This is a genomic window from Micrococcus sp. TA1, from assembly GCF_014199555.1.
Lineage (GTDB): Bacteria > Actinomycetota > Actinomycetes > Actinomycetales > Micrococcaceae > Citricoccus.
Window position 1 is genome coordinate 108018 of record NZ_JACHNW010000002.1, and the last position, 13404, is coordinate 121421.

12 protein-coding genes are annotated in these 13404 nt (G+C 66.2%); 7 read left to right on the forward strand and 5 right to left on the reverse strand.

The annotated features are described in order from the left end of the window. The 7 genes from GGQ69_RS11875 (at position 1) to GGQ69_RS11905 (ending at position 6703) form a co-directional block, all read left to right on the forward strand. Positions 1-1380: a glucose-6-phosphate dehydrogenase gene (locus GGQ69_RS11875; protein WP_183528809.1), complete on the forward strand. Its 1380-nt coding sequence runs from the start codon at positions 1-3 to the stop codon at positions 1378-1380. A 263-nt stretch (positions 1381-1643) separates the two neighbouring features. After that, the gene (locus GGQ69_RS11880; protein ID WP_183528811.1) at positions 1644-2051 is read left to right on the forward strand and encodes a YrhK family protein; all 408 of its coding nucleotides are present in this window, start codon (positions 1644-1646) and stop codon (positions 2049-2051) included. A 145-nt stretch (positions 2052-2196) separates the two neighbouring features. After that, positions 2197-2436: a type II toxin-antitoxin system ParD family antitoxin gene (locus GGQ69_RS11885; RefSeq protein WP_183528813.1), complete on the forward strand. Its 240-nt coding sequence runs from the start codon at positions 2197-2199 to the stop codon at positions 2434-2436. After that, positions 2433-2753, forward strand: coding sequence for a type II toxin-antitoxin system RelE/ParE family toxin (locus tag GGQ69_RS11890; protein WP_183528815.1), 321 nt, complete (start codon positions 2433-2435; stop codon positions 2751-2753). Before GGQ69_RS11885 ends, GGQ69_RS11890 begins: the two co-directional genes overlap by 4 nt. 705 nt (positions 2754-3458) lie before the next feature. Next, positions 3459-4355, forward strand: coding sequence for a LysR family transcriptional regulator (locus GGQ69_RS11895; protein ID WP_183528817.1), 897 nt, complete (start codon positions 3459-3461; stop codon positions 4353-4355). A 262-nt stretch (positions 4356-4617) separates the two neighbouring features. Further along, complete coding sequence (locus GGQ69_RS11900; RefSeq protein ID WP_255459685.1) at positions 4618-5895, forward strand: MFS transporter; 1278 nt, start codon at positions 4618-4620, stop codon at positions 5893-5895. Between the two features lie 118 nt (positions 5896-6013). Beyond that, entirely contained in the window at positions 6014-6703 is a 690-nt protein-coding gene (locus GGQ69_RS11905) for an SDR family NAD(P)-dependent oxidoreductase (RefSeq protein ID WP_183528819.1), read from the forward strand. 14 nt (positions 6704-6717) lie between these two features. On the opposite strand, the gene GGQ69_RS11910 is transcribed toward GGQ69_RS11905, so the two are convergent. The 5 genes from GGQ69_RS11910 to GGQ69_RS11930 form a co-directional block, all read right to left on the reverse strand. Further along, entirely contained in the window at positions 6718-7839 is a 1122-nt protein-coding gene (locus GGQ69_RS11910) for a Gfo/Idh/MocA family protein (RefSeq protein WP_183528821.1), read from the reverse strand. 107 nt (positions 7840-7946) lie between these two features. Continuing rightward, positions 7947-9401: an MFS transporter gene (locus GGQ69_RS11915; RefSeq protein ID WP_183528823.1), complete on the reverse strand. Its 1455-nt coding sequence runs from the start codon at positions 9399-9401 to the stop codon at positions 7947-7949. 226 nt (positions 9402-9627) lie between these two features. Beyond that, positions 9628-10386 (reverse strand): IclR family transcriptional regulator, encoded by a 759-nt coding sequence (locus GGQ69_RS11920; protein ID WP_183528825.1) that lies wholly within the window; start codon positions 10384-10386, stop codon positions 9628-9630. Positions 10387-10469: 83 nt separating this feature from the next. Beyond that, a complete protein-coding gene (locus GGQ69_RS11925; protein WP_183528827.1) occupies positions 10470-12227 on the reverse strand; it encodes an FAD-dependent oxidoreductase in 1758 nt (585 codons plus the stop codon). Further along, positions 12224-13369, reverse strand: coding sequence for an alcohol dehydrogenase catalytic domain-containing protein (locus tag GGQ69_RS11930; protein WP_183528829.1), 1146 nt, complete (start codon positions 13367-13369; stop codon positions 12224-12226). The genes GGQ69_RS11925 and GGQ69_RS11930 overlap by 4 nt, the downstream gene beginning before the upstream one ends. Positions 13370-13404 lie beyond the last annotated feature (35 nt).

A 13404-nucleotide genomic window follows, 5' to 3' on the forward strand; every position in this document is an offset into this window, starting at 1 on the left:
ATGGACACCATCGGGACGTTGATCATCCTCGGCGCCACCGGCGACCTCACCGCACGGTTGTTGTTACCGGGCCTGGGCCGGCTGCTCACCGAAGAACCCGACCGCAGGCTGACACTGATCGGCGCCGATCTAACCGCAGACCCCAGCCCATCGTGGCCCGACACCGTCCGAGAGGCCTTCGCCAGCGTCGGGGCCGCCGGTCCGGCGGTGGCCCACACCCTGGCCCACACCGACTACCAGGCCACCGATGCCTCCTCCCCCACCGACCTGGAGTCACTCCTGACCGCCGCGGACGGTATCCCGGCCCTGTACTTCGCCCTGCCCCCGGCCGTAACCACCCGAGCCATCGAGGCCCTCCACGAGATCGAGCTGCCGGACGGCACCATGCTGGCCCTGGAGAAGCCCTTCGGCGTCAACCAACACCGTGCCGCCGAACTCAACCAACACCTGACCTCCCTGGTGAGCGAAGAACAGGTCTTCCGGGTCGATCACTTCCTGGGCAAATCCACGGTGTTGAACATCCTGGGCCTACGTTTCACGAACTACCTGTTCGAACCGCTGCTCAACCGCGACCATGTCGCTCGGGTTGAGATCGTCTACGACGAAGAACTGGGCCTGGAGAACCGAGCCGGGTACTACGATCATGCCGGGGCCATGGTCGACATGATCCAATCCCACCTGCTGCAGGTCATGGCCCTGATCACCATGGACGCCCCACAGTCCCTGCACCCCGAGCAGCTGCGCGCGACCAAGGCCGAAGCGCTGCGCGCGGTGCGGCCCTTCGGCGATGATCCTGCCCACGCCAGCCGACGCGCCCGCTACACCGCCGGCACCATCAACGGCCGACAGTTGCCCTCCTACACCGATGAACCCGGCGTGGACCCGGCACGCGGCACCGAGACCCTGGCCGAAGTCACCCTCGAGGCGGCCACCTGGCGATGGGCCGGAGTGCCGTTCACCCTGCGCTCGGGCAAAGCCCTAAACGCGGACCGGCACGAGATCGTCATTACCTTCCGCGAGGTGCCCCACCAACCGGCCGGCTTCACCGGAGCCACCGAACCCACCGTGCTGCGCCTCAGCTTGGGCCCGGACCAGTTGACAGTGGAACTCAACGTCAACGGACCCGGTGACCCGTTCACCCTGGACCGCGGGCGGCTCACCGCCGACTTCGGCGCCGGCCGACTCAACCCCTACGGTGAGGTCCTCCGCGGTCTACTGGATCGCGACCCCACGCTGTCCATCCGCGCCGAGGGCTCCGAACACGCCTGGCGGATCATCGACCAGATCCGCACGGCGTGGCAGGCCGGAACCGTACCGCTGGAAGAGTACCGAGCCGGCACTACCGGGCCGGCACACTGGCTTCGGCACTCCCCCAGCTGACAGCCGACGCAGGGGCCGAGCACGGCGGCTCCACTCCGTCGGCAAGACCGCGCGGGCCGCGCTTCTCCCATCCTGAAGAAGTGTCATCTCCGCTAGTGGAGGTATCAAAGCGATCATGGCGGCGTCGAGCACGGTCCTTGGCATCAACGGCCCTGAGATAGATTCCGCAAGGATGAGGCGAGGATTCCAGTGCTTCCGGGCAGATGCGCGCGCCTCGCCGACCATAGGGAAGCACCCAGCATCGATCAGCGAAAGAAGGCACTGTGCGACTCTTCGACCCTCGCGATCGCGAGATCACTCCTCAACAAGCACGCCGCTACGCGCTGTTCGAAGTGCTCCATACGATCGTGGACTTCGCCGCGGCGTCCCTATTCATCATCGGCAGCATCCTGTTCTTCTTCGAACAGACCATGCTCCCCGGCACGTGGTGTTTCTTGTTCGGTTCCATCTTCTTCGCAACCAAACCAACGATCCGATTGGCACGCGAAATCTGGTTGGCCAAGCTCAAGGACATCGATCGTCTGGCCAAGATGGCCCCGGAGGGGCCGGGTTCATTCGAGAAGCTGCCCGCAGACAACCAGAACGCAGTTCCCGATAACGGCGGTCGACCTGATGAGGAATATCGACTTAACACGGAAACCAGTACCGGGAGATTCAACCGCGAGTCGTAAGAGCCAGCAACAGTTGCCGATAAGACAGGAAGTACCCTCGGCTGTCCGATCTTGAAACAGGCATAAGTGTTCCAGTTCCTTGGAACCGGAACACCTCTGGCTATGCATCAATGGCAAAGTTTGTCAAACGGTTTATGCTGGTCTCATGGCAACGATGAACGTATCCCTTCCCGACGGGCTCAAGGAGTTCGTCGAAACCCAGGTGGGCGAACGTGGCTACGGCACCAGCAGTGAGTTCGTCCGAGATTTGATTCGACGCGAGCAGGCACGCACGCAATTGCGTGCCTTGCTGGTGGAGGGCATGGGGTCCGGGCCGGGGTCGGAGATGGATGAGGCGTACTTCCAACGGATGCGTGAACGGATCCAACTCTCTGGACCGGCGTGAGCGCGCGCCAGGTCGTCACCACGCGGCGGGCCGATGAGGACATCACCGCAGCCGTTGAGTACTACCTCGGCCAAGGCGCTGCCACCGCAGCCTTGGCCTTTGTCGATGCACTGGAAGACGCCAAGGTCCTCATCGGTGAGCATCCGCAACTGGGCTCCATGCGGCTGGGGGCCGAGGTGGACATCCCCGAGATCCGCACCCTGGCCCTGCGCCGGTTCCCCTACCTGGCCTTCTATACCGACGACGTCGATGCGGTTCGTGTCCACCGGGTGCTGCACACCGCCCGGGACATCCCCTCCGAGCTCCTCGACGTCTGAACGCCCTCCGGCGGCTGCCACCAGTGCTTGTCGGGCGGGTGTATGTGAAGCGCTCTGGGTTTCGTTGCGTGGTCAGAGCGATATTCCCGACAGCGGGCCTGTAAGCCTGACTATGTAAAGTGAAAGTCCAGCGTGGCCATGGAACCTGATCTTCTCCCCAGCGGTGATGTTGCAGTAAGCCCGACGACGTCCCGGTGAACGGCTCTCCGTCGGAAGCCTCGTAGCCGTTGACCTTCGCACGCTGGTGTCCTCGTGGCGGGGAACAGGTGACGCGACAGCCCAAGCCTTGCGGGTGGACGCCTTCAACACGGTCGGGCGCTGACGCACACTGGCCGGACAGCTCAAGCTCTCAGGGACGGTTGAGCGGGATTGATGGCTTTGAGACGCGCTCGGATGGGTAGCTCAGTGAGACGGAGGACGGCGTTCAGACTCCGTCTTCGCGGGGCAATATCGCAGGATGTTGCGGACTGTCGTAGCCGATTGGTCGTCAGCGTCGCGACCATTGTCCGGTGTTATCGATTCTCCGCTGCTATCGCTCGTGAACCGTGGTATTCAGTGGCCCCCACCGCTATCTACAGATCCAGTTGCCAGCGAGGTAAGGAATCTCGGTTGGTCCGTTCGCGACAACGCGGGCGATGCTTCGTCGCGGACCGTCGGATCGGACTTATCCCATAGCAGGTTCAGGCTCCCGATAGGATCACGGACGTGGACACTCGCTGGCTGGAGGCCTTCATCGCCGTGGCTGAAGAGCTTCACTTCGGGCGTGCCGCTTCCAGGCTGCATATGGCCCATTCGCCATTGAGTCAGATGATCCGCAAGCTCGAGCGGGAGATCGGCTCGGACCTTTTCGACCGCAACACCCGATCCGTGTGCATGACCAGCGCTGGATTAGCGTTCCTTCCCTTCGCCCGGGAAAGCCTCGAACGGCTGTCTTCGGGCAGGAAGGCCACCACGGCGGCGGCCGACGTGGTCGTCGGTCGGGTCCGTATCGGTTATTCAGGAGTGTTGAACCACGTCCTGTTGCCGCCATTGACGCGCGGAGTCCACCAAGAGTTGCCCGGTGTCGAACTCGAGCTCATTGGCCGGGTCCTAACGGATGATGCCCTAGTCCAGCTGCGCCACGGGGCCCTGGACCTTGCCTGCGTGGGTTTGCCCATCGCAGCCAGCGCCATGAACACGCGGTTGCTGTACCAAGAGCACCTCGGCGCGGTCCTGCCGGCTGACCACCGACTGGCAGCGGCGGGCACCATCGACGTCACCGACCTCGCCGACGAACCCTTCGTCACCACGTCAACGTCTGGCGGATCGGCCTTGGAGGCCACGCTGATGCAGCAATGCTCTGACGCCGGATTCCGTCCACGCGTGGTGCAGGAGACGTCTGATCCCTACGTCGTGTTGCAGCTCGTGGCTGGCGGCGTCGGTATCACGCTAGCGCCGGAGACCATCGCGCCGATGCTGCCGCCCGGCGCCGTGTACCGCTCCTTGCTGAACCCAACCGTCACCTTGGATCACGGCTTGGCGTGGTCCCTTGGGCCGGGGACACCAGCTCTCCACGCCGTGCTGGACCTCGTTGAGAGGGTTATGGCACATACCTCACGGTGATGAGGATTGTGCTGACCGTGTACATAATCAATCCCGAATTTTGTTCTACACTTATACAGTTTGCATCCCTACGCTTATGTGAGGTCGATCACCGGATGTGGTGGTCCATAGACATAAGAAAGGGGCCATCTTGAGCGCTTCAGTCAGCGATGCCCGCCGTTCTGCGGACGATGCCTCCCTCGCGGGTACCGAGACCGTGGCCGCGCATACCCGTTCCCTCACCGACCCGCGAAACGCGCGTCGGGCGGCCCTGTCGGGATTCTTGGGCAGCACCTTGGAGTACTACGACTTCTTCATCTACGGTTCGGCCGCCGCGCTGGTCTTCAGTTCGGTGTTCTTCGCTGATGACAACGCGACTTCGGTGCTGCTGTCCATCTCCACCCTTGGAGTCGCCTACGTGGCCCGCCCGCTCGGAGCTGTGCTTTGGGGCCACCTCGGGGACACCTTCGGCCGCCGCAACACCCTGATCGCGTGCCTGCTGACCATGGGCGTCTCCACCCTGCTGATCGGCTGCCTGCCCACCTATGAACAGGTCGGTATGCTCGCCCCGATCCTGCTGGTGCTGTTGCGCCTTCTGCAGGGCCTGTCCGCCGGCGGCGAGTCCCCCGGGGCCGCATCGCTGTCCATGGAGCACGCCCCGGAAGGCCGGCGCGGCTTCTTCGCCTCGTTCACCATGTCCGGAATTATGTTCGGCATCGTGCTAGCCACCCTCGTGTTCATCCCGGTGGCAGCCATGGACGATGAGGCGTTGATGTCTTGGGGCTGGCGCGTCCCGTTCTGGATCTCCATTGTCCTGACCGTCCTCGCCTTCGTCATCCGCCGCACCCTGGAAGAGCCAGAGGTCTTCGAGGAGGTCAAGGATGCTGACGAAGTCGTCAAGGTCCCCATCGTGGAACTGTTCCGCAACCACTGGACTTCAGTGGTGCGCGTGATGTTCGCCGCCACGTTCGCCATGATGAACACCGTGGTCAATGTCTTCGGTCTGGCCTATGCGGTGGAGTACAACGGCATCGAGCGCACTACTATGCTGCTGGCCATCGCGGCGGGTAACTTCGCGGCCGTCCTCACCCAGCCCTTCTACGGGTGGCTCGCGGACCGAATCGGCCGCAAACCCGTCTTCATCGGCGGCGCACTCGGCGCAGGCGTAATGATGTTCGTGTTCTTCAACGCGATCGGCACCGGGAACGTCGCCATGGTCTTCGTCTCCGCGGTCATCCTGTTCGGCGTCTTCTACGCGGCCCCGAACGGCTCATACATGGCCAGCTTCCCGGAGCAGTTCCCGGCCCGGGTGCGCTACTCCGGCATGGCGATCGGCCTCATGCTGGGCCTGTTGGTCTCCGGTTTTGCCCCTGCCCTGGCCCAGTGGATGACCAGCGGCGATTCCGCCAACTGGGGCCCCGTTGCCTGGATGTGTTGCGGTTTCGCGGTGCTCTCGGCCGTGGCCTTCGCCACCGGCCCGGAGACGTACAAGGTTCCTCTGCCGTTCCTTGGACTGAAGAAGCGCGAACTAGCCGATCTCCAGGCCAAGGGCATCTACTGAAATTCCCCGACCCGCAGGAGGGGTAGGGGTTCCCATCCGAGGAGCAGGGGCCGGCCGGGTACGTCCCGGTCGGCCCCTGCGGCCTCCATCCATCACTACTCTGGAGGGTTCCACGACCATGCCTGAACAAGCCCCGAGACGGGCCCTGATTACCGGCGGTGCCAGTGGCATCGGCGCCGCGACGGCCGAGCGGCTCCGCGCGGACGGACTGGTAGTTCTCACCGCCGACCTGGCCCCGGGAGCCGACTTCCGCGTAGACGTTAGCAGCGAGGACTCCGTGAGGCAGCTCGCCCGGGAATGCGGCCCGGTCGATGTCTTGGTCAATTGCGCCGGGACCGTGGGCCCCGGAGCGGACGTCGTGGACACCGACGTCGCGGCCTGGCGCCGGACCTTCGCCGTCAACGTGGACGGGACGTTCCTGATGTGCCGAGCATTCGTACCATCGATGGCCGAACGGGGCTGGGGCCGCATCGTGAACCTCTCCAGCATCGCCGCCAAGGACGGCAACCCGCGCCAGGCCGCCTACTCGGCATCGAAAGCGGCGGTGATCGCCCTGACGAAATCATTGGGCAAGGAGCTCGCCACTACCGGAGTACTCGTCAACGTCGTCGCCCCGGCGGCGGTGAAGACGCCCATGAACGCGGAGACTGCACCGGAAATCCTCGCTCGCTCTCAGGAGATGACGCCTATGAACCGGTTCGGCACCGCCGTCGAGATCGCAGAGCTCATTGCCTGGCTCAGTTCCGAGAAGGTGTCCTTCTCCACCGGAGCGGTCTACGACGCCTCCGGGGGGCGCGCCACTTACTGAGCTGCCCAGTAGCCTCAGAACCTGATCGGACGCCCCGTCCGGGAGGATTCATAGACGGCCAGCAGGATGCGCAGCGACTTGGTGGCCTCCTCGCCGGTGACGGCGGGATCCGCGCCGGTGCGCACCGCGTCCACGAAGTCGGCCACCTGGACCCGGTGCCAGGGGAGCAGCGCTCCGTTAATGGTGGCCAGGTCGGCGTTGGGCGCCAGCGACGACGGCCAAGTCTCCGAGGCGCCAACGCTGTCACCGGTGGCCCAGATGTCCACGCGGCCGTCGGTGCCCTCCGGGAACTCCGTCAGCTGGGCCGTGGCACCGCTGGAGCCCGTGACCCTGATCTGCACTCCAAGGGAGGGGGTCACCGCGGTGGATGCCTGCAGGGTGGCGATCGCCCCGGACGCGAACCGCAGGGTGGCCACCGCGGAGTCCTCCACCTCGATGTGCTCGCCGTGGACGTATGTCGCAGTGTGGCCGTGGACCTCCACCACGTCTCCCATGAACCACTGCAGCAGGTCGATGTAGTGGATGCCCTGGGTCATCAGCACCCCGCCACCGTCGCTGGCCCAGGTGCCGCGCCAGGGGGTGGCGGAGTAGTACTCGGATTCGCGGTGCAGCATGACCGAGCAGTGGCCCAGGATCGGGGTGCCGATCGTGCCGTCGTCGATTGCCGCACGGATCCGTTGGGCGGCGGGCCAGAAACGGCGCTGGAACAGCACGCCGAAGGTCACGCCGGCCTCCCGGCAGGTGGTCACCATGCGCTCGGCGGCGGCGAGGTCGATCGCGATCGGCTTCTCGCACAACACGTGCACGCCGGCAGCGGCAGCCTCGGCGACCACAGCCTCGTGGGTGGGATGCGGGGTGCAGACGGACACAACATCGAGCCCTCGCCCGTCCACGCCCCGCCAGGCCAGCATGTCCGTCACCGAGCCGAACGCGTGGTCGATCTCGTTCGCGATGGCCAGCTGCTGCGCACGCTCGGCATCGATGTCACATAAGGCCACCACCTCCACGTCATGCAGCGCCCGGTAGGCCTCCAGGTGGTTGCGAAAAATCGCGCCGCCGCCGGCGATGCCTACGCGCAAAAGCCCGGTGGCCCCCGGGACGGGATGGGTGGCCTCGGGGGCGGTGGTCGTCGTCATTGATCATGCTCCTCGTGCTTGTGATGGTGGACGTGGGACGCCACCGTGCCGGGAAAATCGGCACGGTGGCAGCCGCGGGCACTGCATTCGGCGGGGTGGCGCCGGCTCTACTGCTTACCGAGCAGTTCGGGGTGCTCCTGGAACGCGCTCCGGGCCCGGGCCGGGCCGAGCTCGGCGGTGGGCACTTTATACGTCTCCCGGGCGGTGGCAATCGCGAGGCAGGAGATTCCCACGGCTAGGGTGACGAACACGGCGACCGGGATCCAGCCCAGGGCTCCCGGCTGGGCGAGGACGGCGGCGATGGTGGGGGCGAAACCAGTGAGGATCAGGCCGATCTGATTGCCCATGGCCATTCCGGTGTAGCGCACCGGGGCGGCGAACATCTCGGGGAAGAACGCCGGCCAGACGCCGTTCCAGCAGGAGTAGAAAATGGACTGGTTAATAAAGGCGAACACGAAGATCAAAATCAGGTCCTGCTCACCGATGGCCCAGAAGAAGCCCCAGATGGAAGCCACGCAGCCGACGGCGCCGATGAACAGGGTGGCCTTGCGACCGATCCGGTCCGCCATCCGGGCGGCCAGCGGGATGCTGACCATGGACAGGCCAACAGTGATGACGTTGATAGTGAGCATCGCAGTTCGGTCAATGCCATGGACGTTGACGGCATACTGCAGTCCATACACGGTCACGATCGTCTGGATGACCGAGAAGAGCGTGATGAACACGATGCGCACGACGTCCTGCCACTGCGTCCTCAGGACCAGCAGGGCGGGCACGTCGGTGCTTGTGCGGTCGATGGCCGCCTCGGCGAGGTATTCACGATGGGCACCGGGCTCGCCGCTGGTTACCATGCCCTCGACCTGCTCCTCGAAGACGGGCGTCTCCTCGAGCTTGGTGCGCACCCAGTAGGCGACGACCAGAACGACCACGGAGACCAGGAAGGGCACCCGCCACCCCCAGCTGGTGAACTGGTCATCGGGCAGCAGGGCGATGGGGATGAAGACCAGGTTGGATAGCACCATGCCGGAGGCGTAGCCCATCATCACGGAGCTGGAGAACTCGGCCCGACGGCGTTGGGGTGCATGCTCCAGCGTCATCGTGGCGGCGCCGGCGGCCTCGGCCCCAGCGGAGAAACCCTGGGCCAGGCGGCACAGCAGCAGCAAAGCAGTGGCCCAGACTCCCACCGCGTCGTAAGTCGGTAGCAGGCCGATGGCCGTCGAGGCCACACCCATGATGACCAACGTGATCATCAACGCGGTGCGACGCCCGATCCGGTCCCCGACGTGCCCCATGACCAGCCCACCGATCGGCCGGGCCAGGTAACCGGCGCCGAACGTCGCCATCGCGGCCACCGTCGCGACCACGGGGTCACCCTCGGGGAAGAACAGGCGGTTGAAGATCAGCGCCGCGGCCGTTCCGTAGATGAAGAAGTCGTAGTACTCCAAGGTGGAACCGAGCCACGAGGCCAGGGCGGCCTTACGCGCCTGTGGCGTAGCCTTGCGCGCGTCCAGCGCGTGAGTGCCGGCCACGTCTCCGGTCGCCGGGAGGGTGGGATCAGCCATGGCCGTCTCCTTGGATGTCTAGGGATTCCAGATGCCCGTGGTTCACTGCCAGTCCGGAACTTTCGGCCTCAGTGTGATGAGCGTTACGAATCATCGTGAGCCACGCGGTGCACGTCTCGCGCCCCGAATCCCATTGAATGAAATCCGCGCGATGTGCTCTGGCGTCAGCTCAGCTCGGTTGCCCACCAGTCCTCGGGCCATTCTCATGGCGTCCGGATCGGTTGGCTCAGAAGGCGTCTGGCTCCGCAAACTTGCCCTGTGATCCCATCTGCCGGGACAGCCCCCGCGCGGCGGCCAGCAGCACGGGCACCTGCACCTTGAGGTCGATCTGGTCCACGGCCGAGACGATCGAGATGGCTCCGAGGACCCGGCCTCCGGGGCCGAGCACGGGTGCAGCAGTCCCGGAGGAGCCTGGGACCAGGACCCCTCGCATATGCACGTAACCGTCCATCCGCGCCTGGGCAAGCCGACGGCGCAAGCCTTCCTCGGTGAGCCCCGAATTACGGGTGACCGGATCCCAGGGTTCGCTGAGGAACCGTTCCTGCATGTGGCGCGGGGAAAACGCCAGGATGGCCAGGCCAGGAGCGGTCGAGAGAACGGGCAGCCGACCGGCGACCTTGGTCAGGTCTGTCGGTACGTCCTGGCTGATGAGCCGCTCCAGGTAGATGATGGTGCGGTCCTCGGGGTCCAAGATGGCCAGGCTGGTGTTCTGGCGCTGGGTGACGTGCACGGCCTCCATGAAAGGCAGCGCCTGCTGACCGAACTCCTGGTAAGACGAGCTGCGCTGGGCCAGCTCCCATAGCACCAGTCCGATGCGGAACTTCCCCTGCGGTGTGCGCCGTAGCAGTCCATGGGTGGTCATGTCCCCCGCCAACCGGTGGGCGGTGGAAAGGGACAAGTCCGCTCGGGCAGCCACCTCGGTGGCCGTCAGTTCCGCATGATCCATGTCGAAGGCGTTCAGGATCCTCACCAGCCGCTCGACCACGGACTCCCCGGAACGCGAGTTCGCCATGATCCCACCATAGTCCGATCGACCCAGCGACATTCACCGGCGCCCGCCCGGTCTGCTCAACCGGCAGACGCCAAGTCGCGGCCCGCGGGGATGGTGTCCGCGGCCGGGGGCTGGACTGGACCAGTCCCGCTGACGATGTGAGTGCCCACCGCAAAGGCGCGGGTAATGGCCGAGCCGATCGTGGCCCCGCCGCCAGGATACGCATCCCTGAATACGGTGGCTGAGCAGTTCCCCGCTGCGTAGAGTCCTCCGAGCGGCTCATCCCGCCAGTCCAGAACCTGACCATCCAGGTCCGTGCGCAATCCACCGGCCGTCCCAAGGGCCCCCGGATGCAACTGCACCGCGTAGAACGGGGCGGTCTCTACCGGGGCCAGGCACGGGTTGGGGGTGTTCGCCGGGTCGCCGAGGTGACGGTCCTGGTCGGTGGCCCCGCGACCGAAGTCGGGATCCTCACCGGTGCGGGCATGCTCGTTGAACCGCCGGAGGGTGTCGACCAGGCCGTTTGGGTCCACGCCGATCCGGTCCGCCAGCCCCGTGACGGTGTCGGCCTGCACCATCCAGGCGGGGGCGTCGGCAGGGCTGGAGAACACCGGGTGTCCGGCCACCGGGTACTTCGCGGCGTACCGGGAGTCCACCACCAGATACGCCGGGATGTTGGCGAAGTCGCCCGAAACCGGATCGACGTTCCCGAACACCCGCGAGAAGTCGTGGTAGTTCAGGGCCTCATTGACGAACCGCCGGCCGGCTCGGTTGACCACGACGCTGCCGGGCAGCGTGGCCTCGACGTTGCCCATCCTGCCGCTGGGCCGGCCGCCGTACTCGGCGCCGTGGGCGGTGAGCACCGGTACACCCCAGATGTCCTGGGTCTCGGCGATCGATGCCCCAGCGGCCAAGCCCAGCCTGAGTCCGTCGCCCTCGTTGGACGGCGCCGAGATGGGCACGATCGGAAAGCGCAGTAGCGTGCCGGTCAGTTGCGGGGACCATTCGAAGCCGCCCGAGGCGATGACGAGGGATCGGGTGCGCACCGTCACCTCATCGCCCACGGTCAGCATCCAGCGGTCGCCCTGGGGCGGCAGATCGGCACCGTCCTCTGCCAGGGAGCCGGCTCCGCCGTGAACGATCCGTTCCAGTCCCGTGGCCGGGGAGGGCGCGGAGATCACGACGCCGGCCTCCCAGGCCGAGGCGATCAGTGCACCGGCCAGCGCCCCGCCCATGGTGCGGATCCCGCGCTGGGCGCGGGCCGCGAGCAGCGCCGGGTCCGGGGCGCCGCCGTGCAGCCGGTCGCGTTCGTCCATGGTGATCCGCGGCAGATAGGTCGGCGGGCGCAGGGCCTGGGCCAGGCCGGGGACTATGGAGGGGTCGAATTCCTGGTGGTCCAGTCCACGACCGCCCGGAGTGGCCCCGGGCCATTCCATGTGATAATCCGGGCGGGCCAGCGGGGCGTACTCCACACGGGTGTAGTCGTCGAGGAAGCGGATCGCCGCGGCGGAGGTCTTCAGGTACCAGGCGATCTCGTGGTCGCTGAGGCGTCCGCGGGTGGCGGCCCGGAGGTAGGCCGCTGCGTCCCGGGCCGTGTCGGTGAAGCCTCGGCTGGGCATGAGGTGGTTGTTCGGCGCCCACATCACGCCGCCGCCGGCGGCGGTGGTGCCTCCGAGCTGTTTGTCCTTCTCCACTATCAGTACCGACTGCCCGGCGTGGGCGGCCACGAGGGCGGCCGTGATCCCGGCGCAACCGGAGCCGATGACCACCACGTCATAACGGTCCGCCAGGTGATGTGCTGGAGTCAGGAGGGTGCGGGTCCGGGGATCCGTCATGCTACTGCTCCTTCGTTGTGGTGGGTGGAGGCTGCGAGAGCGCCTGCGGAGGCAGCTGATCCGGTGGCACCGGCGGCGACGGCGGCGCCTGACCTGTCGTCTGGGGCGTCGGGGAAGTCGATGGCGGCCTTGCCGACCCCGGCGTCCGGGTCGGCAAGTGCGGCGAAGGCCCGGTCGAGCTCATGGAAGCCGAAGCGGTGGGTGATCATCGGGGCGATGACCTGCTGGTATCGGTCCAGCAGATCCAGGGCTTGGCCGATGAGGTTCTGAGAGTTGCGCGAGCCCAGGAGGTCGAGCTCCTTGACCGGCACGGTCCGCAAGGTCAGGCGCAACTCCGCGTCGGAGATCCCCACGCACACCACCCGACCGGCGGTAGCGACCAGGTCCACTCCGGTGGCTACCGAGGCCGGAGCGCCGGTGGCGTCGATGACCAAGGAGGGGCCGTTGCCGTTCGTGAGCGTGGCCAGCCCGGCCTGCTGGGCCGCCGTCGGGAAATTCCCGGGGCTCACCTCCAGGGCGCGATCCGCCCCCATGCCCAGCGCCAGGGCCAACCGGGTTGGATTGACGTCCGCCACGGTGACGTCACAGCCCAGGTCCTTGAGGTAGACCGTGGCGAGCAGGCCGATGGGGCCGGCTCCCGAGACGAGGACCTTCTCTCCGGCCTGCGCCCGACCGCGCTGCACGGCTTGCATCGCGATGGAGATCGGCTCGGACAACGGGGCCAGGCCCAGGTCGACACGGTCCGGGACGCGGTACAGCTTCTCGAGCGGCACGGCCTGCGCGGTGACAAGCGATCCGTCCTCATAGCAGCCATACACGCTCATATGGCGACAAGCGTTGACCCGTCCAACGGAACAGGCATAGCAGGTACCGCAGTAGGACATCGGGCTGATGGCCACCCGGTCCCCGACTCGCCACACGCCGCCCTTGTCCGCGGGGTCCAGCGCCTGGATGGTGCCGGCTGCCTCGTGGCCCTGGATAATGGGCAACTCGGTGGCGTAGTCATCGTCCCAGATGTGCAGGTCGGTGCCACAGAGCGTGACGGCGTGCATGGCGATGACCGCGGTGCCCGGTGCCGGTGTTGGATCGGCAACGTCCCGGTACTCGATGACGCGGCGGGAGGTGGTGACGGCTTGCTGCATGGTGATGGTCTTCCTGATTTTCGGGAGGGGACGGG